This window comes from Rhodoferax sp. (assembly GCF_034520025.1).
In the GTDB taxonomy this organism is placed as follows: domain Bacteria; phylum Pseudomonadota; class Gammaproteobacteria; order Burkholderiales; family Burkholderiaceae_C; genus Allorhodoferax.
Genome location: NZ_JAXHNZ010000001.1, coordinates 963,010 through 986,087 on the forward strand (window position 1 = coordinate 963,010; position 23,078 = coordinate 986,087).

Annotated in this window: 22 protein-coding genes; 14 read left to right on the forward strand and 8 right to left on the reverse strand. The window is 59.9% G+C overall.

The features are described 5' to 3' along the window. Positions 1-67 precede the first annotated feature (67 nt). The 12 genes from U5L73_RS04595 to U5L73_RS04650 all read left to right on the forward strand — a co-directional run bounded on the left by U5L73_RS04595 (position 68) and on the right by U5L73_RS04650 (position 12,355). A complete protein-coding gene (locus U5L73_RS04595; protein WP_416221278.1) occupies positions 68-673 on the forward strand; it encodes a TetR/AcrR family transcriptional regulator in 606 nt (201 codons plus the stop codon). A gap of 39 nt (positions 674-712) precedes the next feature. After that, complete coding sequence (locus U5L73_RS04600) at positions 713-2,509, forward strand: acyl-CoA dehydrogenase C-terminal domain-containing protein (RefSeq protein ID WP_322561240.1); 1,797 nt, start codon at positions 713-715, stop codon at positions 2,507-2,509. A gap of 49 nt (positions 2,510-2,558) precedes the next feature. Further along, a complete protein-coding gene (locus U5L73_RS04605) occupies positions 2,559-2,993 on the forward strand; it encodes a DUF2147 domain-containing protein (RefSeq protein WP_313875034.1) in 435 nt (144 codons plus the stop codon). An 18-nt stretch (positions 2,994-3,011) separates the two neighbouring features. Then, positions 3,012-5,411 (forward strand): 3-hydroxyacyl-CoA dehydrogenase/enoyl-CoA hydratase family protein, encoded by a 2,400-nt coding sequence (locus U5L73_RS04610; RefSeq protein ID WP_322561241.1) that lies wholly within the window; start codon positions 3,012-3,014, stop codon positions 5,409-5,411. Positions 5,412-5,419: 8 nt separating this feature from the next. Next, on the forward strand, positions 5,420-5,941 hold the full coding sequence (locus U5L73_RS04615; protein ID WP_322561242.1) for a DUF4442 domain-containing protein: 522 nt from the start codon (positions 5,420-5,422) through the stop codon (positions 5,939-5,941). Positions 5,942-5,953: 12 nt separating this feature from the next. Continuing rightward, on the forward strand, positions 5,954-7,147 hold the full coding sequence (locus U5L73_RS04620) for an acetyl-CoA C-acyltransferase (protein ID WP_322561243.1): 1,194 nt from the start codon (positions 5,954-5,956) through the stop codon (positions 7,145-7,147). 79 nt (positions 7,148-7,226) lie between these two features. After that, positions 7,227-8,033, forward strand: a complete 807-nt coding sequence (locus U5L73_RS04625) for a thioesterase family protein (protein WP_322561244.1) — start codon at positions 7,227-7,229, stop codon at positions 8,031-8,033. 33 nt (positions 8,034-8,066) lie between these two features. Next, positions 8,067-8,831, forward strand: a complete 765-nt coding sequence (locus U5L73_RS04630) for an enoyl-CoA hydratase (RefSeq protein WP_322561245.1) — start codon at positions 8,067-8,069, stop codon at positions 8,829-8,831. A gap of 268 nt (positions 8,832-9,099) precedes the next feature. Continuing rightward, positions 9,100-9,777, forward strand: coding sequence for a TetR/AcrR family transcriptional regulator (locus U5L73_RS04635; protein ID WP_322561246.1), 678 nt, complete (start codon positions 9,100-9,102; stop codon positions 9,775-9,777). Continuing rightward, on the forward strand, positions 9,777-10,655 hold the full coding sequence (locus tag U5L73_RS04640; protein WP_322561247.1) for an SDR family oxidoreductase: 879 nt from the start codon (positions 9,777-9,779) through the stop codon (positions 10,653-10,655). Before U5L73_RS04635 ends, U5L73_RS04640 begins: the two co-directional genes overlap by 1 nt. A gap of 2 nt (positions 10,656-10,657) precedes the next feature. Next, on the forward strand, positions 10,658-11,848 hold the full coding sequence (locus U5L73_RS04645; RefSeq protein ID WP_322561248.1) for an acyl-CoA dehydrogenase family protein: 1,191 nt from the start codon (positions 10,658-10,660) through the stop codon (positions 11,846-11,848). A gap of 9 nt (positions 11,849-11,857) precedes the next feature. Beyond that, positions 11,858-12,355, forward strand: coding sequence for a thioesterase family protein (locus U5L73_RS04650; protein WP_322561249.1), 498 nt, complete (start codon positions 11,858-11,860; stop codon positions 12,353-12,355). A gap of 8 nt (positions 12,356-12,363) precedes the next feature. Here U5L73_RS04650 and U5L73_RS04655 read toward each other — a convergent pair whose 3' ends face one another. The 8 genes from U5L73_RS04655 to U5L73_RS04690 all read right to left on the reverse strand — a co-directional run bounded on the left by U5L73_RS04655 (position 12,364) and on the right by U5L73_RS04690 (position 20,542). Next, complete coding sequence (locus U5L73_RS04655) at positions 12,364-13,098, reverse strand: transporter substrate-binding domain-containing protein (protein ID WP_322561250.1); 735 nt, start codon at positions 13,096-13,098, stop codon at positions 12,364-12,366. A 162-nt stretch (positions 13,099-13,260) separates the two neighbouring features. Next, positions 13,261-14,436 (reverse strand): ABC transporter substrate-binding protein, encoded by a 1,176-nt coding sequence (locus U5L73_RS04660; RefSeq protein ID WP_322561251.1) that lies wholly within the window; start codon positions 14,434-14,436, stop codon positions 13,261-13,263. A 51-nt stretch (positions 14,437-14,487) separates the two neighbouring features. Next, entirely contained in the window at positions 14,488-16,344 is a 1,857-nt protein-coding gene (locus tag U5L73_RS04665) for a long-chain fatty acid--CoA ligase (RefSeq protein WP_322561252.1), read from the reverse strand. 4 nt (positions 16,345-16,348) lie between these two features. Further along, positions 16,349-17,146 (reverse strand): ABC transporter ATP-binding protein, encoded by a 798-nt coding sequence (locus tag U5L73_RS04670; RefSeq protein ID WP_313875047.1) that lies wholly within the window; start codon positions 17,144-17,146, stop codon positions 16,349-16,351. After that, positions 17,143-17,970, reverse strand: a complete 828-nt coding sequence (locus tag U5L73_RS04675; protein ID WP_322561253.1) for an ABC transporter ATP-binding protein — start codon at positions 17,968-17,970, stop codon at positions 17,143-17,145. The genes U5L73_RS04670 and U5L73_RS04675 overlap by 4 nt, the downstream gene beginning before the upstream one ends. Further along, positions 17,967-19,043, reverse strand: a complete 1,077-nt coding sequence (locus tag U5L73_RS04680) for a branched-chain amino acid ABC transporter permease (protein WP_322561254.1) — start codon at positions 19,041-19,043, stop codon at positions 17,967-17,969. The genes U5L73_RS04675 and U5L73_RS04680 overlap by 4 nt, the downstream gene beginning before the upstream one ends. Beyond that, positions 19,043-19,939 (reverse strand): branched-chain amino acid ABC transporter permease, encoded by an 897-nt coding sequence (locus tag U5L73_RS04685; protein ID WP_322561255.1) that lies wholly within the window; start codon positions 19,937-19,939, stop codon positions 19,043-19,045. The genes U5L73_RS04680 and U5L73_RS04685 overlap by 1 nt, the downstream gene beginning before the upstream one ends. Positions 19,940-20,125: 186 nt before the next feature. Beyond that, positions 20,126-20,542, reverse strand: coding sequence for an acyl-CoA thioesterase (locus U5L73_RS04690; protein WP_322561256.1), 417 nt, complete (start codon positions 20,540-20,542; stop codon positions 20,126-20,128). Between the two features lie 40 nt (positions 20,543-20,582). Here U5L73_RS04690 and U5L73_RS04695 point away from each other — a divergent pair, with 40 nt between their 5' ends. Together U5L73_RS04695 and U5L73_RS04700 are read left to right on the forward strand one after the other, a co-directional pair. Continuing rightward, positions 20,583-22,442, forward strand: coding sequence for an ABCB family ABC transporter ATP-binding protein/permease (locus tag U5L73_RS04695; protein ID WP_416221259.1), 1,860 nt, complete (start codon positions 20,583-20,585; stop codon positions 22,440-22,442). 3 nt (positions 22,443-22,445) lie between these two features. Continuing rightward, entirely contained in the window at positions 22,446-23,060 is a 615-nt protein-coding gene (locus tag U5L73_RS04700; protein WP_322561258.1) for a hypothetical protein, read from the forward strand. The last annotated feature ends 18 nt before the right edge of the window (positions 23,061-23,078 follow it).

Sequence of the window (23,078 nt, forward strand, 5' to 3'; positions counted from 1 at the left end):
CGCTGAAATCGCTATCGAGCACTCCGCTACCGAGCCCGCTACCAAGCGCGCGCCCGCTCGACGTGCGATGCAGAAAGGCCAGCAAACCAAGGCCGCTATCGTCGAGGCCGCGTTGGGCCTCGCCACGCAGATTGGCCTCGAAGGCTTGAGCATCGGGGTGCTTGCAGAAGTCACCCAAATGAGCAAATCCGGTGTGTTTGCGCACTTTGGCTCCCGCGAAGAGATGCAAATCTCGGTGGTTCGTGAATACTTCAGTCGCTTCGAGCAAGAAGTGTTTTACCCGGCGCTCCATGCGGATCGTGGGCTGCCTCGCGTTCAAGCGCTGTTCGGTAATTGGATGAAGCGCGTCGCGGTAGAAATCCAATCTGGCTGCATCTTTATCAGCGGTGCCGTCGAATTCGATGACCGTCCAGGCCCCGTGCGTGATGCCCTGGCCTTCTCGGTCCAAACCTGGCTCAGCGCGTTGTACCGCGCCGTCGTCTTGGCCAAGCAATGTGGTCACCTGCGCTCGGATGCCGACGAGCAGCAAATGGCATTTGAGATCCACGGCTTGATCCTCGCCTTGCACTACGAGGCCCGTTTTCTCAAAAATCCCGGTTCCATCGAGCGCGCGAACCAAGGCTTTTCCAACATCCTTGCGCGATATGCCGTGACCCCGGTCACCCTTAATTAAACCCACCCATACCCAACCAGTTCATCAGGAGAAAGCAACATGCCTACTTACACCCCCCCCCTGCGCGACATGCAATTTGTGATGCACGAAGTGCTGAATGTGGCGCAAGACCTGCAGCAAATCCCCAAACACGCTGAGATGGATGTGGAAACCATCAACGCCGTGTTGGAAGAGGGCGGCAAGTTCGCTGCCGAAGTGGCCTTCCCCCTGAACATCAGCGGCGACACGGAAGGCTGCACGATCGACCAGACCACCCACGCGGTCACCACCCCCAAGGGCTTCAAGGAAGCCTACCGCCAGTACATCGACGGCGGCTGGGCTGCACTGGCTTGCGACCCTGAGTACGGCGGCCAAGGCTTGCCCTACGTAGTGAACAGCATGTTCTACGAAATGCTCAACAGCGCCAACCAAGCGTGGACTATGTACCCCGGTCTGACCCACGGCGCCTACGCAGCGCTGGAAACCCACGGCACCCCTGAGCAAAAAGCCACCTACCTGCCCAAGATGACCAGCGGCGAGTGGACCGGCACCATGTGTCTGACCGAACCACACTGCGGTACCGACCTGGGCCTGATGCGCACCAAGGCCGAGCCACAGGCCGACGGCACCTACAAGATCACCGGCAACAAGATCTTCATCAGCGCCGGCGAACACGACATGACCGACAACATCATTCACTTGGTGTTGGCCCGCTTGCCCGATGCGCCTCCCGGCATCAAAGGCATCAGCCTGTTTATCGTCCCAAAGTTCCATGTGAATGCGGACGGCTCCTTGGGTGAGCGCAACGGCATCTACTGTGGCGGCCTCGAGCACAAAATGGGCATTCACGGCAACGCCACTTGCCAAATGGTGCTGGAAGACGCCGTGGGCACTATGGTGGGCCAAGCCAACAAGGGCATGCAAGGCATGTTCGTGATGATGAATGCCGCGCGTCTCGGCGTGGGTAACCAATCCCTGGGCCTCACCGAAGTCGCATTCCAGAACGCATTGGCCTACGCCAAAGACCGTATCCAGATGCGCAGCCTGTCCGGCACCAAGGCCAAAGACAAGCCTGCTGACCCCATCATCGTGCACCCCGATGTACGCAAGATGCTGATGACCGCCCGTGCCTACGCAGACGGCGGCCGTGCGCTGCAGGTCTACTGCTCGATGTTGCTGGAAAAAGAGCACAACCACCCCGATGAAAAGGTGCGCAAAGACGCAGGCGAAATGCTCGCTTTGCTGACCCCGATTGCCAAAGCCTTCCTGACCGACAACGGCCACATTGCCACCAACGCTTGCATGCAGGTCTTCGGCGGCCACGGCTTCATCAAGGAATGGGGCATGGAGCAGTTTGTGCGCGACAACCGCATCAACATGATCTATGAAGGCACCAACACCATCCAGTCTCTGGATTTGTTGGGTCGCAAGGTCTTGGGCAACAACGGCGCCACGCTGAAGAAGTTCGGCAAGCTGGTCGGCGCGTTGGTGGCTGAAGAAGGCGTGAACGAAAAGATGGCTGAATTCATCACTCCGATCGCCATCCTGGGCGAGCAGATGACCAAGTTCACCACCGAAGTCGGCTTCAAGGGTTTCCAGAATCCTGACGAAGTAGGCGCTGCCGCCGTGGACTATCTGCGTGTGGCAGGCCACCTGGTGTTCGGCTACTTCTTCGCCCGTATGGCCCAAGTGGCGCTGCGTGAAATTGCGGCCGGTAGCACCGACCCGTTCTACACCGCCAAGCTGCAGACCGCACGCTTCTACTTCGCCAAGCTGTTCCCCGAAACCGCGACCCTGATGCGCACTGCCCGCACTGGCTCCAAAGTTTTGATGGACACCAACGCCGCGCTGGCTTAAAAAATCACTGCGTTTGCCTCACCCACTTTTTAAACGACAGGAGACATTCATGATTCGCACATCGCTCGTAATTGCTCTCGGCCTGACTGCCACTGCCGCTATGGCCCAAATGAGCCCCGTGGGCTTGTGGCGCCAAGTGGACGATAAGACCGGCCAGGCCAAGTCGGAAATCCGCATCGTCGAGGAAGGTGGTGTCGTCACCGCCCGCATCGAGAAGCGGCTCGACCCTGCGGCAAAGCCCGAAGACAAGTGCGACGAGTGCAAAGATGACCGTAAAGGCAAGCCCATCGTCGGGCTTGAGATCATCCGTGGCGTGAAAAAGGTGGAAGGCAAAGAGGTCTGGGACGGCGGCAAGATTCTTGACCCTGCAGAGGGCAAGGAATACAACGCCCGCCTAACCCCCATCGAAGGTGGCAAGAAGTTGGAGATGCGCGGTTCTATCGCCTTCTTTGGCCGCACGCAGACCTGGACCCGCATCCAGTAAACCAATTCAGGAAAACTTATGTCCCGTTTCCAAGTCCGTAAAGTCGCCGTGCTCGGCGCAGGCGTGATGGGCGCGCAAATCGCAGCCCACCTCGTCAACGTCAAAGTACCCGTCGTACTGTTTGATCTGCCCGCCAAAGAAGGCCCCAAGAATGGCATCGTCACACGTGCCATTGAGAACCTCAAGAAGCTCAAGCCCGCACCGCTGGGTGTGGTGGATGACGCTGCTTTGATTGGCCAAGCCAACTACGAAGAGCACCTCGAACAGCTGCGCGACTGCGACCTCATCATTGAGGCGATTGCCGAGCGCATGGACTGGAAGCTGGACCTCTACACAAAAATCGCGCCCTTCATCGGCCCCAACACGATTGTTGCGTCCAACACCTCCGGCCTGTCGATCACCAAGCTGTCGGAAGCGCTGCCGGAAGAAATCATGCCCCGCTTCTGCGGTATTCACTTCTTCAACCCACCCCGCTATATGGCGCTGGTGGAGTTGATCAACACCCCCACCACCGAAGCCCACTACCTCGATGCGCTCGAAGGCTTTGTGACCAGCACCCTGGGCAAGGGTGTGGTGCGTGCCAAAGATTCCCCGAACTTCATCGCCAATCGCGTCGGTATCGCCGGCATGTTGGCCACCATGAAGGAAGTGGAAAACTTCGGCCTCACCTACGACGTGGTCGATGACCTGACCGGCAAAAAGCTGGGTCGTGCATCCTCCGGCACGTTCCGCACTGCAGACGTGGTCGGCCTGGACACCATGGCCCACGTGATCAAGACGCTGCAGGACACGCTCAGCATCGAGACCGACCCCTTCTACGAGACCTTTGCCACTCCCGCCGTGCTCAAGACGCTGCTGGAAATGGGTAACCTGGGCCAGAAGTCCAAAGCCGGTTTCTTCAAGAAGGTCGGGCGCGATGTGCTGCGTTTCGACGGCGAAAGCCAAGAGTACGTGCCCGGTGGTGAAAAGGCCGACGAGGTCTACGCCCGCATGCTCAAGAAGCCAGCTGCCGAGCGCCTGAAGCTCTTGCGCAATGCCGAAGGCAAGCAGGGCCAGTTCCTGTGGGCCATCCTGCGCAACAGCTTCCACTACGCTGCCATCCATTTGGCGTCGATCGCCGACAATGCCCGCGACGTAGACTTCTGCATGCGCTGGGGCTTCGGCATGAAGCAAGGCCCGTTCGAGCTCTGGCAAGAAGCCGGTTGGCTCGAAGTGGCCAAGATGGTCCAGGAAGACATCGACGCGGGCAAAGCCCTGTGCAAAGCGCCGCTGCCCGAGTGGGTGTTCAAAGGCCCGGTGGCGGACGCCGGTGGTGTGCACACCGCTGCAGGCTCCTGGAACCCCACCACAGGCACCTTTGTACCGGTGCGCAAGCTGCCCGTGTACGAGCGCCAGCACTTCCCCGAGAACGTGCTGGGTTCCAACGCGCCCAAGGCCGAGACTGCCGGCAAGACCGTGTTTGAAGACGAATCCATCCGCCTGTGGACGCTGGACGAGCAAGTGCTGATTGCCAGCATCAAGACCAAGATGCACGCCATCGGTGGCGGTGTGATCGAAGGCCTGCTGCAAGCGCAGGAGTTAGCGGAGAAGGAATACCAGGGCTTGGTCATCTGGTCGCCGGACGACATGTTCTCTGCCGGTGCCGACCTGCAAGGCATGATGCCCGCCTTCATGATCGGCGGTGCCAAAGCCATCGAAGGCGCAGAAGCCGAGCTGCAAAACGCCATGCTCAAACTGCGCTACTCCAACGTGCCTGTCATTTCCGCCATTCGCGGTTTGGCGCTGGGCGGTGGTTGCGAGCTGGCGGTTTACTCCAGCAAACGTGTGGCGGCTATGGAAAGCTACATCGGTCTGGTGGAAGTCGGCGTGGGACTGGTGCCCGGTGCCGGCGGCTTGACCTACATCGCACGCCGTGCGGCTGAGAACATGGCCATGTCCACCTCCAAGGACGTGCTGCCTTTCCTGACCGAAGGCTTTACCGCTGCGGCCATGGCCAAGGTGGGCACCAGCGCGCTGGAAAGCCGCAAGCTGGGCTATCTGCTGGACAGCGACATCGTCGTGCCGCACAAGGATGAGCTGCTGTTTGTCGCAATCAACGAAGCCAAGGCCTTGTTTAACGGTGGCTACCGCGCACCGCATAAGCGCAGCTTCCCGGTTGCCGGACGCAGTGGCATTGCCACCATCCGTGCCCAGCTGGTCAACATGCGCGACGGCGGCTTTATCAGCGCGCACGATTTCCATATCGGCCTGCTGATTGCCGAAGTGGTGTGCGGCGGCCAAGTCGATGCCGGCACTTTGGTGACCGAGGAATACCTCATGGCCATGGAACGCAAGGCCTTCTGCAGCCTGTTGACCCACCCCAAGACGCAAGAACGCATCATGGGCATGATGTCCACCGGCAAGCCGGTGCGCAACTGATAGGCACCATGACTGCATTCGCTGCCCACGCATCGGCCGCCAGGCCCAACCGGCTGGCGCGTTCGGTCGCCAAGCTGGACCGTGTGCCCGCGGCCCTGCGCCCTTGGCTGCGCAACAAGGTTATGGGCCGTGCAGTGCCGTTTACCGGCACTGCGGGTCTGAACTTTGCGCACATGGCACCTGAGCGTGTGGAAATTGCCGTGGTCAATGTGCGCCGCGTGCAAAACCACATTCAGGGTGTGCATGCCGCTGCCATGGCGCTGTTGGCCGAAACGGCCACCGGCATGGTGGTGGGCATGAATGTGCGGGACGACTGCCTGCCCCTGGCCAAGACCATGCGCATCGACTTCAAACGACGTGCCCAGGGCGCCATGCGCGCAGTGGCCACCTTGTCGGATGCGCAGCGCCAGCTCATGCAGCAAAGCGACAAGGGCGAGGTCAGTGTGCCGGTGCTGGTCAGCGACGAATCGGGCGAGCAGCCCATTCAATGTGAATTCATCTGGGCGTGGATACCCACCCCGAAAAAATAAAGGAGTTTCCTCATGAAACAAGTCCAAGACGCTTACATCGTTGCCGCCACGCGCACGCCTATCGGGCGTTCCGGCCGCGGCTTTTTCCGTAATACACGACCCGACGAACTCCTGGTGTCTGCCCTGCGCAGCGCCATGTTGCAAGTCCCCACCCTAGACCCCAAGGCGATTGAAGACGCCATCATCGGCTGCTCCTTCCCCGAAGGCGAGCAGGGCATGAACATGGCCCGTGTGGCCGTGGGCCTGGCTTTTGACCACCCCGTGGGCGGCATCACCGTCAACCGTTTCTGCGCATCCGGCATTTCCGCCATCCAGATGGCGGCAGACCGCATCCGTGTGGGCGAGGCGGATGTGCTGATCGCCGGTGGCGCCGAGTCCATGAGCATGGTGCCCATGGGTGGCGGCAAGCCTTCGTTCAACCCCGAAGTGTTTGCCCGCGACGAAAACGTCGGCATCGCCTACGGCATGGGCCTGACTGCGGAGAAGGTGGCCCAGCAGTGGAAGGTGACCCGTGAAATGCAAGACGCTTTCGCCCTTGAATCCCACCTGCGTGCCATCAAGGCGCAGCAAGCTGTCGAGTTCACCGACGAGATCACGCCCATCGATGTGATCGAGCGCACCCCCAACCTGGCCATTGGTGAAGTGTCCACCCGCACCCGCACCGTCAGCTTGGATGAAGGCCCACGCCCTGACACCTCCATCGAAGGCCTGGCCAAGCTCAAGCCCGTGTTCGCTGCTCGCGGCAGCGTGACCGCCGGTAACAGCTCCCAGACCAGCGATGGCGCAGGCGCTTTGATTCTGGCCAGCGAAAAAGCGGTCAAGCAGTTCGGCCTGACCCCTCTGGCCCGTTTTGTGAGCTTTGCAGCCCGCGGCGTGCCACCCGAAATCATGGGTATCGGCCCTATCGAAGCCATCCCTGCCGCCTTGCGTTACGCCGGTTTGCAGCACTCTGACATCGACTGGTTTGAGTTGAACGAAGCCTTTGCCGCCCAGTCGCTGGCCGTGATCAACACCCTGGGTCTGGACCCGTCCAAGGTCAATCCCATGGGCGGCGCGATTGCGCTGGGTCACCCGCTAGGTGCTACCGGTGCTATCCGCGCCGCCACCGTGGTGCACGCGCTGCGTCGCCACAACCTGAAGTACGGCATGGTCACCATGTGCGTAGGAACCGGGCAGGGCGCTGCCGGCATTTTTGAACGCGTGTAAAGCGCGCTACACCAAGGCCACCTCTGGGTGGCCTTTTGCATGGGAAGGGTTGGTTCGCAGCCATCTGGAGATCGCTTGAATGAGTACCCACGTTTTTGATGAAGCCATTGCGCTGCAGGCGCAGCCGGATGGCAGCTGGACAGGCCACACCCACCCGGCCTACGCCAATATGGTGGGGCCCTTTGGGGGCATCACGGCGGCACAAGCCCTGAACGGGGTGCTGCGGCACCCGGAGCGATTAGGCGACCCGGTGTCACTGACGGTAAATTTTTGCGCAGCGCTGGCCGACGGTCCCTTCACCGTCTTTGCGCGTGCCGCGCGCACCAACCGGTCGACCCAGCACTGGACCATCGAGATCCAGCAGGGGGATGCGATTGTCATGACCGGCACGGCGGTGACCGCCGTGCGCCGCGAAACCTGGGGTGTGGACGAAGAACCCATGCCCCTGTGCCCGCCACCTTCCGAAGTGCCGCCGCCGCAAGTCATGGCGCCCATGGAGTTTGTGAAGCGCTATGAGCAGCTTCCGGTGACCGGCCAGTTGCCCGCCGTGTGGGATGGCAGCGGTCACAGCAGCTTGTCGCAGATGTGGGTGCGCGACAACCCGCCGCGCTCGCTGGACTTTGCGTCGCTGGCCTGCATCTCCGATGTTTTCTTTCCCCGGGTGTTCATCCGCAGGGCCACCCACGTGCCCGTGGGCACGGTGTCAATGACGGTGTACTTTCATGCCAGCTCGGAGCAACTGGCGCAGACCGGCACTGGCTACCTGCTAGGGCAAGCTCAGGCGCAGGCCTTCCGCAACGGCTTTTTTGATCAGAGCAGCCAGCTCTGGAACGAGGCCGGTGTGCTGCTGGCGACCACGCACCAGATCGTCTATTACAAACAGTGATCCAATTACGCATCCATTTTTGAGCGAGCAACCATGCAAGACATCTTGATCCACACCGACGCCGGCATCACCACCATCACCCTGAACCGGGTCGAAAAAAAGAACTCCTTCACCCAGGCCATGTACGCCGCCTGCGCTGATGCGCTCGACGCAGCGCGTGACGACGCTGCCGTGCGGGTGGTGGTGTTCCAGGGTGACGCCACCGTGTTCAGCGCCGGCAACGACATTGGTGATTTCTTGGGCGCGCCGCCCAAGGCACAAGACGCGCCGGTGTTCCGTTTCCTGCGTGCACTGGCGGCCTTCCCCAAGCCCATCATTGCGGCCGTGTGTGGCCCGGCCGTGGGCATCGGCACCACCATGCTGTTCCATTGCGACCTGGTCTACGCCGGTGACAACGCAGCGTTCTCCATGCCCTTCGTGAACCTGGGCCTGTGCCCCGAGGCGGCTTCCAGCCTGCTGGTGCCCCAGATGATGGGTTACCACCGCGCCGCCGAGGCCTTGCTCATGGGCGAACCCTTCATGGCCGAAGCCGCCCTCGAAGTCGGTCTGGCTAACCGCGTGGTACCACCCACTGAAGCCAATGCCGTAGCCCAGGCGCAGGCCCGCAAGCTGGCGGCCAAGCCCATCGCCTCGCTGATCGAAACCAAGCGCCTGCTCAAGAAAGGGCAGATGGAGCAAGTGCTGGCCCGCATCGACGAAGAAGCCGTCAGCTTCGGTCGCATGCTGGGTGAGCCTTCCGCCAAGGAGGCGTTCACCGCGTTTATGGAAAAACGCAAGCCAGACTTCAGCAAAGTGTGAAGGCTGTAACCAAAGGATGCGCACGAAGTGCGGGCTTGCGTTTTCGCTAAAGGCGCAAGCCCGACTTCAACAAGGTCTTACTTTTAAGTGTTTTAGGCTGCTAGCGCTCGTTCTGTATGCGCAGGCAGCTCCTAAAATAATAGCAATTTGAGGGTGTGGCGTTGCCTTTGCACCTCAGCTATAAAGCGCCGAGACACTCGCGTTTTCCCTGAATATTTTTGCCAAGCAAGCGCTTGCTGAAAATAGGTGGGGCTGGTATGGTTAACACATGACCCCAACCGAGACCCTGCCCGACGCGCCTGCTGAAGATGCCGCGCCACCCGAGGCCAAACGCCCGCGTGGCCGTCCCCGCAAAACCGAAGACGAGCGCGATGACGGCAACCGCCGCCACGAGCTGCTCAAGGCCGCTGCGCAACTTTTCCGCCGCCAGGGCTTTGCGGCCACCACCACCCGCGACATTGCCAACGCAGCCGGCATGCAAAGCGGCTCGCCGTTCTACCACTTCAAAAGCAAAGACGCGCTCTTGTTCGCCGTCATGGAGGCGGGCATGCATTCTGCGCTCGCCAACCAGCAGCGTGTGCTGGGCGATGCCGCCTATGCCGCACTGAGCCCGGCCGACAAACTACGCCGCCTCGTCCATGCGCACTTTGAGGTGCTGCTCGGGCCCGGCAACGACTTTGTGCCGGTCATGCTGTATGAGTGGCGCTCTTTGCAGCGCCCGCAGCGCAAGGTGCTACACACACTGATTGCCGACTACGAGGCCCTGTGGATGCCTGTGCTGCAAGCCCTGCAGAGCAGCGGCCAGCTCAAGGCACCAGTGGGTGTTGCGCGCCTGCTGATTCTGGGCGCGCTCAACTGGTCGGTGCAATGGTTCGACCCCGCCAAAGGGGCCACGGTAGAAGCGCTCGGCGAACACGCCATTGCCATGTTCATTCAGGAGGTGTGATGCATTACGGTTCTGTCTTCGCGCCCGGCTTGTTCGCCGGCAAAGTGGTGGTGATTACCGGGGGCGGCTCCGGCATTGGCCGCTGCACAGCCCATGAGCTGGCAGCCTTGGGCGCCACCGTGGCGCTCATAGGCCGCAAGCCTGAAAAACTGGAGAAAGCGGCCACTGAGATCACCAAGGACGGCGGCAACGTCAGCCAGCATGTGTGCGACATCCGCAATGAAGACGCCGTGAAGGCCTGTGTGGCTGCCATCGTGGCCCAATACGGACGCATTGACGGCCTGGTGAACAACGCCGGCGGCCAGTACATGACGCCGCTGGAGGCTATCAGCGCCAAAGGTTGGGAGGCGGTGATCAACACTAACCTGACCGGCGGCTTTTTGATGGCGCGCGAGTGCTTCAGCCAAAGCATGAGCAAGCATGGCGGCGCCATCGTCAATATTGTGGCCGACATGTGGGGCTCCATGCCCGGCATGGGGCACAGTGGCGCTGCGCGCGCCGGCATGGTGAGCTTTACCGAGACTGCAGCCACCGAGTGGGCAGGCCGTGGGGTGCGGGTGAACGCCGTTGCGCCGGGCTACATCGCCTCCAGCGGCATGGACCACTATCCGTCTGAGATGGGCCCTATGTTGCGCGAAATGGCCAAGACCGTACCCTTGGGCCGCTTCGGCACCGAGGCCGAAACCTCCGCCGGCATTGTGTTTTTGCTAAGCCCCGCAGCGGCCTTCATCAGCGGCACCACCTTGCGCATCGACGGCGCGCGGCCCCAGGTGCGCATGGGCTGGCCCATGCGCGTGGCGGACGAAAAGGCGCAAGCCCGCGATGCCATCAAGCCTTTCAACGGCTTTCACCGCGCCAGCACGCCCAAGGTGTTTTAGTCATGAGCGCGCTGCCTGATTTGGCGCAAGAGTTCGGCCCGGAAGACGTGGCTGCCGTGGAAGACGCCGCTCGCCGCTTCATCCAGACCGAAGTAGCCCCGCATCTGGCGAACTGGGAAGAGGCGGGCGAGTTCCCCCGCAGCCTCTACCAGCGCGCTGCCGATCTGGGGTGGCTGGGGCTGGGTTATCCAGAGCGCTTTGGCGGCACACCGGCACCTTGGGCACTGCGCAACGCGCTTACGATTGCGCTCGCCCGCAGCGGGGGCAGTGGCGGCCTCATGGCCAGCCTGTTCAGCCTCAACATCGGTTTGCCGCCGGTGCTGCGTCATGGCTCGGAGGCTCTGCAACAGCAGGTGGTGCCCGATGTGCTGGCCGGGCGCAAGATTGCCGCACTGGCGATTACCGAGCCCGGTGGTGGCACCGATGTATCTGCACTCAAAACAACCGCTCGCTTGGAGGGCAACGAGTACGTGGTGGATGGTGAAAAAACTTTCATCACCTCCGGCATGCGCGCCGACTGGATCACGGTGGCGGTGCGGACCGACCTCAAAAATAAGGGGCCTATGGGCATCTCCATGCTCATGGTGCCCGGCGATGCACCTGGTCTCTCGCGCAGCCCTCTCCAGAAGATGGGCTGGCATTGCTCGGACACCGCGCAACTGCGCTTTGATGGCGTGCGGGTGCCGGCCTCTAACCTCGTGGGCGAGGAAGGTGCGGGTTTCAAGATTATTTTGACCAACTTCAATGGCGAGCGACTGTCCATGGCGGCCATGGCGTTGGGTTTTGCAGAGTGCTGCTACGACGAAGCCCTGAGCTGGGCCCAGCAGCGCAAAACCTTCGGGACCGCGCTGATCGACCACCAGGTGATACGCCACAAGTTCATGGACATGAAGATGCGCATCGAGTCCACACGCGCTTGGCTGCATGCTGTGGCCGCGCGGGCGGACACCGGTGACCGTGGCGACAAAAGTGCCAAGGGTGCTGAGTGGGTAGCGCAGGTGTGCCTGCTCAAGAACCACGCGACGCAGACCATGCAGTTCTGCGCCGACCAAGGCGTGCAGATTCTGGGTGGCATGGGCTACATGCGGGGCACGGCGTGTGAGCGCATCTATCGCGAAGTGAAGGTGATGATGATCGGCGGTGGTGCTGAAGAAATCATGAAAGAGTTGGCAAGCCGTCAGCTCGGCCTGTGAGAATGCAGCATGCCTAAAACCCCCCATGCCGAGCCAGCGGCAGCGCCCATCGTTTTTGAGCCGGAGTTCATCGAGGGGCTGACCCGCATCTTTGAAGTGAGCATCGTTTTTAACCAGATGCTGGGCTTGAAGATCACCTCCATCACCCCCAACAAAGTGAAAGCCCGCATTGCCATGCGCCCGGAACTCGTGGGCCATGCGGCTTACAACCGCATTCACGGCGGCGTGATCAGCGCGGGGCTGGATGCCATGGGAGGCCTGGCGGTGATGGCGGCCATTGGCGCCCGCCACATGGACGAAGCACCTGCGCAGCGCCTGCACCGCTTTGCCAAACTAGGCACCATCGATTTGCGAATTGACTATCTGCGCCCCGGCATCGGCGAGCAGTTCGAGCTGCACGCCGAGTTGATGCGCCTGGGCTCACGCGTGGCATCTACCCGCATGGAGTTTTTGGGTGCGGATGGCAAGCTGCTGTCCACCGGGTCTGCGGCTTACATCGTCTCCTGACTGGCTGCTCAGGCGTTGTTGGCGTATTGCGCCACAATTTTGGCTGCCTGCCCACTCCGGGTGATTTTGCCGGCTGCTTCGGCTAGACGTGTGCGGTCTGCTTGCGCAAATCTGGCGGTGGCCCATAGGTTGAGGTCCAGCCGCCCTAATACAAACGCCGCTCCCAAGTCGGCCGAACGCATGCCTTCCTCGAGGAGCCCCTGTCGTAAGGAGTGACGCACACTTGCAACCCCATCCACCCGACCGCTGCGAAGCAACTGCAACATGGACGACAGCGAGTTGGTGCGTTGATGCAAGACGCCTTCCAAATCGGCAATCATTCCGTAGTCTGCGCCACCGCTCAAGCTGGCAATGCGCAAGCCCCGCAGCGAAGCCCTGCTGTCCAGGACCAGACCTTTGCGCGGGAGCACTTCGACTTCCAATTGGGTCAATCGTGCAATCGATTGGACCTCGGAATCAAAACCTGGGACCGGTAGCAAGATGGTGAGGTCAGATGACCCGCGATTGATGTTTTGCAACGCACGGGCAATCGGCACCAAGCGCGTTTCAATGGGGTGACCGCAGGCTTTTGAGAGCGCCTGCGCAAAGTCAGCCATGACACCGGTGATAGATCCATTGGGCTGAACGAAGCCGTAAGGAATCACATCAATCACGTCAAGTAGCCAAGGAGGCGCTGCCACGGAGGCCGAAGCTATCCCGAGGGGCAGGGTGGTTAAGGTGGACAGTAGGTGTCGTCGATCCATGGTGGAAGCACTCAAACCTTGCCCGAAGGCGTTATGGACTCCATAAGAAATACCGCCTTACCATATTAACCCTCCACCAAGGGTTTCGGATAGGGTGCGACCCGTGAGTGGCCCCATAAAAAAAGGCCACCCGTGGGTGGCCTTTGTGTCGTTCGCGGCAGCTTACTTTTTGGCTGGTGCGTCGCTCACATATTCAGACACGACTTTCCATTTGCCATCCGTGATCTGGGAGAGACGCGAAGCGTTGCTGCCCAAGCGCTTGGTGGCCGTGAAGGTTTGTACCGGGGCTCCGAACATGTCGGGCTGAATGGTCAAGGTGTCCATGACCTTGCTGAAGCTCTCGGTGCTCAAGTTTTTGCCAGCCTTGTTCGCGACGGAAGCGAAGGTGTCAATAATGAAATAGCCATACACCGAAAACACGGTGGGATCTTCATTGAACTTAGTCTTGTACTTGTTCGCCCAGAACCGGATACCGGGAGATTGCTCGTCGGTGTAAGGGTTTTGTACCGTCATGGTGGCGTAGAAACCATCCATCGCTTTTCCGCCCAACTTGTGAATCAAGTCGGTGTAGGCGCCGGAAGAGCCCAGGAATGTCGGGTTGTAACCCAGCTTGCGAGCGGTACCAATGCCGCCAATCGTCTCGCGGATCAGGGTACCCATCACTACAAAGTCGCAGCCACCCGCTTGCATCTTGGAGACTTGGGAAGAGAAGTCGGTAGCACCCCGTTTGTAGGAAGTTTTTTCCGCGAATTCCATGCCGATAGTTTTCAGGCCATCCTCGCCGCCTTTGAGGACTTCCAGACCGAAATCATCGTCCTGGTACATGGCGCATACTTTTTTGGCGCCTTTTTCTTTCACCAGCTTAGGTACTGCCAGACGCATTTGGTCGTAGTAGGAGGCGGCGTAGGAATACTTCAGCTTATGGAAGGGCTCATACATCTCGCGGGCGGCCGTGATCGGGAAGAAGTTGATCACGTTCTTCTCAAATTGCACCGGCATGGCCGCCATGTTGTGGGCAGTTCCGATATGACCCATCATCATGAAAATCTTGTCCTGGTTGACCAGCTTTTGGGCTGCCAATACCGCCTTCTTGGGGTCGTATGCGTGGTCTTCCACAATCAACTTGATCTTGCGACCGTTGATCCCGCCCTGTTCGTTGATTTCATCCACCGCTAACTGCATGCCGTTACGGGCCTGCTTGCCAAAGCCAGCAATTGGGCCTGACAGATCTTGGATCGAGCCTAGCAAGATCTCGTCTTTGGTGACGCCTTGCTGGGCCTGGGCGAGGGATGCGCACAGGGCCAGTGTGCCGAGTGCGAGTGTGGTGCGCAGTGTCATGGTCTTGTCTCCTGGTTGTTTCTCTGGGGTCTACGTTGCTGTCATTGCGGCTCAGCGATACATGGCCTCGATGCGGGCCTCGTATTTCTTTTCCACCAGCTTGCGTTTGAGCTTCATGGTGGGGGTGAGTTCCTCATCTTCCGCTGTGAGTTGGTTCTCCAGCAAGAAAAACTTCTTGATCTGTTCGACGCGGGCGAACTTTTTGTTGACGCGGTCCAGCTCTGCCTGGATCAAGGCCAACACCTCGGGCGCGCGGGTCAACGATGCATAGTTACTGAAAGGAATATCAGCGTCCTGCGCAAATTTCTCCACGTTTTCCTGGTCGATCATAATGATGACCGTCAGAAACGGTCGTTTATCGCCGATCACCACTGCATCGGTGATGTAAGGCGAGAATTTCAGATCGTTTTCCAGCTCGCTCGGGGTGATGTTCTTTCCACCGGCGGTGATGATGATGTCTTTCATCCGGTCGGTGATCCGGAAGTAGCCATCGCTATCGACTACGCCCACATCTCCGGTGTGCAACCAGCCATCGGCGGTGATGGTTTCTGTCGTTTTCTCAGGCAGATTGAGATAGCCAGCAAACACGTTCTTACCACGTACCAGGATTTCGCTGGTCGCCGGGTCGAGCTTGACCTCGTTAAAGGGCGCTGCCGGGCCGATCGAGCCGGGTTTGATTTTGCCGGCAGGCACACCTGTAGAGGCGCCGCAGGTTTCGGTCATTCCCCAGACTTCCAGCATCGGAACACCCAGTGCCAAGTACCAGCGAACCAGGTCAGGTGAAATTGGAGCCGCGCCGGTGATCAGGAAGCGCGAGCGGTGGATACCGATGAGTTTGCGCACATTGTTCAGGGCCAGCACTTGGGCCAGTTTGAACTGCAGCTTGAGGCCAGCGCCCACGGGTTGTCCCGCGAGCACTAAATCGGCAATACGTCCACCCACGCCGATACCCCAGCCATAGACCATTTGCTGAATCTTGCCGGACTCTTTGAGCGCGATCATGACGCTCGAGTAGAACTTCTCCCACACCCGTGGCACTGCAGTGAACACCGTGGGGGCGATCTCACGCACGTTTTCGGGGATGGTCTCCGGGTTCTCTACAAAGTTAAGTTTGGCGCCGGTGTAGAGTGAGAAATACTCACCGCCCAAGCGCTCTGCAATGTGGCACAGGGGCAAAAAACACATGCGCTCATCGCGCGCGTCTTGGGCGATGAGGGTGTTGTAGCCCCTGATGGCATAGACCAGGCCTTCGTGCAAATGCATGGCTCCTTTGGGCTTGCCCGTGGTCCCTGAGGTGTAGACCAGAATGGCCAAGTCTTCGGGTTTGCAGTTGGCGCTGCGCTGGGCCACCGCATTCGGGTGGGCTGCGTTATGAGTGCGGCCCAGTGCGCGCAGGGCGTCAAGGCTGATAACGTTCGGATCGTCAAGGCCACGCAGGCCCTCCATGTCCATCACCACAATTTTGCGCAGGGTGCTGCACTGCGCGCGCACCTCGAGTGCTTTGTCGAGTTGTTCGTCGTCTTCGACGAACAAGATGCTTGTGGTGGAGTCTTCACACAGGTAGTGCACCTGGCTTGGCGCATCGGTGGGGTAGATCCCGTTTGACACGCCACCCGCCGACAGCACAGCCAGATCCGCCCACACCCATTCGACGACGGTGTTGGCCAATATGGATGCGGTGTGGCCTTGTTCGAAGCCCAGGCTGATCAATCCGCCTGCAATTTCGCGTACGGCCTCGGCGGTCTGGTTCCATGTCCAGCTACGCCAGAGCCCCAGGTGCTTCTGGCGTAGCCAGATGTCGGGGCCGCGTGCGGCCACCGCGTTCCAGAACATGGCCGGTATCGTGTCACCGGTCATGGCAATACCACTTTGTGGCTGGATGTTGCTGGTGTCCCAGAGTCCGTTCATGCTGCTATCTCCAGGTTTTCTTCTTTTTCCAACGACGTTCCCCGCGCACACCGTCCTCCTTCATGCCAAGGTAAAACTCTTTGATGTCATCTTTTTCGCGCAGGTTGGCGCAGGTGTCTTCCATGACGATGCGGCCGTTTTCCAGCACATAGCCGTAGTCTGAGGCGTTGAGCGCCATATTGGCGTTCTGCTCGACTAGCAGGATGGTGGTGCCACGCTCGCGGTTGATACGCACCACAATTTCGAAAATCTCTTTGGTGAGTTTCGGGCTCAGACCCAGGCTGGGCTCGTCCAGGAGAATGAGGTCGGGGTCGGCCATGAGCGCACGGCTGATCGCCAGCATCTGCTGCTGTCCGCCTGAGAGCAAGCCCGCATCCTGGGTAGCGCGCTCTTTCAAAATTGGGAAATAGCCATACACCGTGGCAATGTCTTTGGCAACGCCGTCGCGGTCAGAGCGGGTAAAGGCCCCCATGAGCAGGTTGTCATGCACGCTGAGCAGCGGGAAAACCTCACGCCCTTCAGGCACGTGGCTCAAGCCCTCTTGCACGATGTGCGCTGGATCGCGCGCCGTGATGTCTTGGCCCTTGAATTCGACTGACCCCTTGCGCGGATCAATGATCCCGGAGATGGTTTTCAGGATGGTGGTTTTGCCGGCACCGTTCGAGCCGAGCACGGTGGCTATCTCGCCACGGCGCACCTGCAGGCTCACGCCGCGAATGGCTTTGATCGGTCCGTAAGCACTCTCGACGTTCGAAAGCTTGAGCACCGGTTGGTCGCTGATGGGCGGCGGTAGGGTGCTCATGCAGCCTCCCGCGCGGGTTGGCGGCGCAACGACGACACATCGTCGATCGAGCCCAAATAGGCTTCCACGACCGCAGGGTCCGTTTGCACTTCGCGGGGGCTGCCCATGGCCAGTACTTCGCCCTGGTTCATGGCCAGAACCCGGTCCGACACTTTAGAGACCAGGCTCATATCGTGTTCCACCATGAGTACTGTGATGCCCAACTCGTTTTTTATATCTTGGATCCAGAAGGCCATGTCGTCGGTTTCTTCTACATTCAAGCCGCTGGATGGCTCATCGAGCAGCAGCAATTTGGGTTCGGTGCACAGTGCGCGCGCCATCTCCACCACTTTACGCACGCCGTAGGGCAGACCCGCGACCATGGAGTCTCGGTAGTGCTGGAGATCGAGGAATTCGATGACTTCTTCCGCCTTCTCCCGCGCTTTGAGTTCAGCCTCGCGCACGGCGGGAGTGAACAGCAAGTCTTGCCAGAGGCTGGTTTTGCGGTGGGTATGGCGGCCGATCAGCAAGTTGTGCAGTACGCTGGCGTGCTCAAAAAGCTCGATGTTCTGAAAAGTCCGGGCAATGCCCAGCGAGGCCACATCCTGGGGCGCCTGATCGGTCAGTTGCAGCATGCCCTGCGACCCCCGGTAGGCAATGCTGCCGGTCGTGGGGGTGTAAATGCGGCTGATCAGGTTGAACACCGTCGTTTTGCCAGCCCCATTAGGGCCGATCAGGGTGAAAACCTCACCCTGCTTGACATCGAAGCTGACTTTGTTGACCGCCAGCACGCCGCCGAAGCGCACGCTCAGGTCTTGGGCGGAGAGTAATGTGTCGGTGCTCATTTGAGGCGATCAGACTTTTGGAAGGATTTCTGCCGCTTGAACATGCCCTTGCGGTAGAACGGGAACATTTGCAAATAGGTGCGCACCTTGAGCCATCGGCCATACAAGCCCATGGGCTCAAAAAGCACAAACGCAATCAGGACACTGCCGTAAATCACGCTTTTCAGACCGGGAGCCTGGCCGATGATTTCCGGCAAGAACTCTTTGCTCAGCGAAATACCCTGCGGCAGGATGATGAGGAAAATAGCCCCCAGAAACACCCCATGCACCGAGCCCAAGCCGCCAATCACAATCATCAACAACAAGTCAATAGATTGCAGCAAGTTGAATTGGTCGGGCGAAATGAAGCGCAGGTTGTGCGCATACAAAGCCCCCGCCATGCCTGCCAAGGCCGCTGAAATCGAGAACGACAGCGTCTTGTAATACGCCAGATGGATGCCCATGCTCTGGGCTGAAATCTCAGAGTCGCGAATCGCCACAAACGCCCGGCCGGTAGGCGAGCGCAGCAGGTTCAAAATGCCCAAAGTGCACAGCACCGTGAGCACCAGGCAGACAAAGTAGAAGCCGGTGCCACTGCTTAGGTCATAGCCGAACATCCGGATCGCAGCAACCGACTTGCCGGCGTTGCCCCCTGTGACAGATTCCCAACGCGCAAACACCTCTTCGATGATGAAGCCGAACGACAAGGTCGCCATACCCAGGTAAATGCCTTTGAGCCGCAACGCAGGGATACCCACCACCATACCGATTGCCGCAGACAGCGTGCCAGACAAGGCAAGGGCCACCACAAAAGGCACGCCCATTTGCACCAAATAGGCCTGTGTGTAGGCCCCCACGCCAAGGAAGGCGGCATGGCCCAGAGAAAATTGGCCGGTAAAGCCCGCCAGCAGCATCAGGCCGAGCCCTGCAATCGCATAGATCAGCACCAGGTTCAGCTGTGCCAAGCTGTATTCGCTCAGCAGCCAAGGCGCTACCAGTAGCAGGGCGATGAGCGCGCTGTACCAAAAAACGTGGCCGCCGTGTTTGGCAAGCTTGATGTCTTGCGCATAGTCGGTTTTGAAAATGAAGCGCATCAGACTTTCTTCCGCAATTTTTCGCCGAACAGGCCATTGGGCTTGACCATCAGCATGACCAACACCACGACGTAGGGTGCGGTATCCTTGAATCCATCAGGCAGGTAGAAGCCGGCAAAGGACTCCACCAGCCCGATCACCAGCCCGCCCACGATGGCGCCAGGCAAACTACCAAAGCCACCCACCACGGCTGCAGGGAACGCCTTCAGGCCGATAAAGCCCATGTTGGCGTGCACAAAGGTGATGGGAGCCAGAAGGACGCCTGCGATGGCGGCGACCGCCGCGGCGAGACCCCAAGCCAAGCCGTTCAGGCGTTGCACCGGGATTCCCATGTAATAAGCGGCCAGCTGGTTCTGGGAAGCGGCTTGCATGGCAATGCCGAGTTTGGTGTAGCGGAAGAGTGCGAACAAAAGTGCGCATAACACCCCGGTCGCACCGATGATGGCAAGGTGCTCCACATTCAGCACCAGGGCGCCGATGCCCATTTCATTGCCGCCGAACTTCAGGATCTCGTCTTTGTAGGGCACCGCCAAGGCGTTGGTGTCGGTGCCAATCCCGGGGATCATGGTGATCAGCCCGCGTGCTACATAGCCGATGCCGATAGTGAGCATCACAATAGAGAACGCAGGTTGCCCCAGGATCGGTCGGATGACCAGGCGCTCCAGGAAGATGCCAAACACCGCCATGCCCAAGATCGCGCTGGGTACAGCGATCCAGTAAGGCATGCCCAGCATGGTCATGCCTACTAGTCCGCCGAAGGCGCCCAACATCATGAGCTCGCCCTGGGCAAAGCTTACGGTTTCGGTGGCCTTGTAGATCAATACAAAGCCGAGTGCAATCAGGCCGTAGATGCACCCTTGTGCTACGCCGCTGATCAGCAATTGAAGGAACTGCACGTTGTCTCCTCTGGAAGTGCAATTCGTTTATAGCGGGGCGCGCTTCAATCGCCGATAGGGTTCCCACTGATCTCGTTGTCCCCTAGAAAGCCCTTTCTGGCGCCGGGGCTTCCTACTGCAGGCTATCTGCTAATTGTGCCTGTGGCGCCCGATTTATATGCGTGTATAGCTATCAAAAACGTAGCGTTATTCGCCGGTTTTATTGATGGGGCGCGGGCGTCCCTGGTCGTCTATGGCGACATAGGTGAGTGACGCCTCGGTGACTTTGGTGTAGTTTCCTTGCGACCGATAGCGCTCCGCATAGACCTCGACCTTGACCGTGATCGAGGTGCGCCCGACCCGGCTCACTTTGCTGAAAAAGCTGAGGATGTCACCCACACGCACGGGCTGCTTAAAGATGAATTCATTGACAGCAACCGTAGCCATGCGGCCTTGTGTGTAACGTGCCGGCAGCACCGAGCCTGCGAGGTCTACCTGGGCCATGACCCAGCCGCCGAAGATGTCGCCATTGGCGTTGCAGTCCCCCGGCATGGGGATGACTTTGAGCACCAACTCCTGGTCGACGGGCAATTGAACATTGGCGGGGCTTGGAACAGTAGACATGGGCACAATCCTGACTTGGAACTTCTCTGAATTGTCCTCCATGCGACCCTCTAGTCTTCCCGCAGCCGCGCCTGCCGCTCCCCCGTCAGAGCCCGGCATGCCACCTTCCTCGGATTGGAAGACGCTGCAACGCTTGTTCCCGTACCTTTGGACCTACAAATGGCGGGTCATCGCAGCTCTCGGTTTCATGGTGGCGGCAAAGCTGGCCAACGTCAGCGTGCCCCTGCTGCTCAAACAGTTGGTGGACGCCATGACCCTGAAGCCTGGGGATGCCACGGCGGTGCTGGTGGTGCCAGTGGCGCTACTCGTGGGGTATGGCGCATTACGGCTGTGCACCTCCCTCTTCAGCGAGTTGCGCGAGCTGGTGTTTGCCAAGGCGACTGAGGGTGCTGCGCGGTCTATCAGCCTGCAAGTGTTCCGCCATCTGCATGCGATGAGCCTGCGCTTTCATTTGGAGCGCCAAACCGGCGGCATGACGCGCGATATCGAGCGGGGTACTCGCGGTGTGCATTCGCTGATCAACTATTCGCTCTACAGCATCGTGCCCACCCTGATCGAGGTGACGCTGGTGCTCACGCTGCTGGCCGTCAAGTTTGATGTGTGGTTTGCCTGGATCACCGGCATTGCGCTGGTGGTGTATATCGGCTTTACCGTCACGGTGACCGAGTGGCGCACCCAGTTCCGCAAAAAGATGAATGAAATGGACAGCACGGCGCACAGCCGGGCCATTGATTCACTGCTGAACTACGAGACGGTGAAGTACTTCAACAATGAAGACTTCGAGGCCCGGCGCTACGACGAAAACCTAGAGCGCTACCGCCGTGCCGCCGTCAAAAGCCAGCGCACCCTGAGCCTGCTCAATAGTGGACAGCAGCTCATCATTGCCAGCGCGCTGGTCATCATGTTGTGGCGTGCCACGCAAGGCGTGGTGGACGGGCGGATGACCTTGGGGGATCTGGTCATGGTCAATGCCTTCATGATCCAGCTCTACATTCCCCTGAACTTTTTGGGCGTGATTTACCGCGAGATCAAACAGAGCCTGACCGACCTGGAAAAGATGTTCAGCCTGATGGAGCGTGAGCGCGAGATTGCCGATTCGCCGGATGCGCGCCCCCTGCAACTGGCGCCCGGCGGAACCGATGCCAGCGTGCGGTTCGAAGAGGTGACCTTCAGCTATGACCCGACAGGTAGCCAAGCCGCTCTTGGCACCGAGGCGCGGACCATCCTGCACCACATCAGTTTTGAGATACCGGCTGGTAAAACCGTCGCGGTCGTCGGGCCTAGTGGCTCGGGCAAATCGACACTGGCGCGGCTGCTGTTCCGGTTTTATGACGTGCAACAGGGGCGTATCACCATTGCCGGGCAAGACATCCGCAAGGTGACCCAAGGCAGTGTGCGCCAGGCGATCGGGATCGTGCCGCAGGACACGGTGCTGCTCAACGATACGGTGGAATACAACATCGCCTATGGCCGCCCCGGTGCCAGCCGTGCCGAGGTGGAATCAGCCGCCAAGGCCGCTCACATTCACGGCTTTATTGCGGCAGCCCCTCGCGGTTACGACACCATGGTGGGCGAGCGGGGCTTGAAGCTCAGTGGGGGAGAAAAGCAGCGTGTGGCGATTGCCCGGACCCTGCTCAAGAACCCGCCTGTGATGATCTTTGACGAAGCCACCAGCGCGCTGGACAGCGCCAACGAGCGCGCGATCCAGGCGGAATTACAAGGCGTTTCTCGCAACAAAACGACCTTGGTGATTGCGCACCGTTTGTCGACGGTGGTGGATGCGCACGAGATATTGGTGATGGATGCCGGTCGCATCATCGAGCGCGGTAATCATGCCGAGCTGCTGTTGGCCAATGGACGTTACGCGTCCATGTGGGCTTTGCAACAAAGCGGGGAGTAATTCATGGATGTTCTGTTGTTGGTGGTAGCGGCACTCGCTTTCGCGTGGGCCAAAAAGAAAGACCAGAGCGAGCGAATTGCCCTGCTGGGTTCGACGCTGTCGCGCTTTGATATCGAAAAGCTGATGGAAATCCTGACCGACGGGTATCTGCGGGCCTTGGGCGAAGAAGATGCCGAGCGCCAGGCACAGGTCTGGAGCTACCTCGAGGTGCAAGAGCAAACCCTGAGCGAGCAATTCGCGGCGTTTGCGGCCGAGTTCGCCACGCTGGATGCGTCCGCGACACGCGTGAGCCGTTTACCTATCGCCATTCTCTATGCGGCCCGCTGGTGGCCGGCGGCGGGGTTTGACGCGCGGGAAGCGTTTGCAGTGCACGCGCGTGGCATTGCTGCCGTGGTCGAAAACCGGGCGGGTTTGGCGCCCAAGCGCCGTGCGTTCACCCTGTCGGCAGAACTCTTCTTGATGCAGCACACCTGCCATTGGTATTGCCGCTCCAAGACGGTGGCCTCCGCCAGATTACTGGCCCGGCACAAGACGGCCTATCAGCAGGTGCTGCAATCGGTGAGCGTTGGCACCCGCGATGCCTACCTCGCACTGACCGGGCAGACCGTGCCGGGCTGATCGCCAGGCGCAAAACCA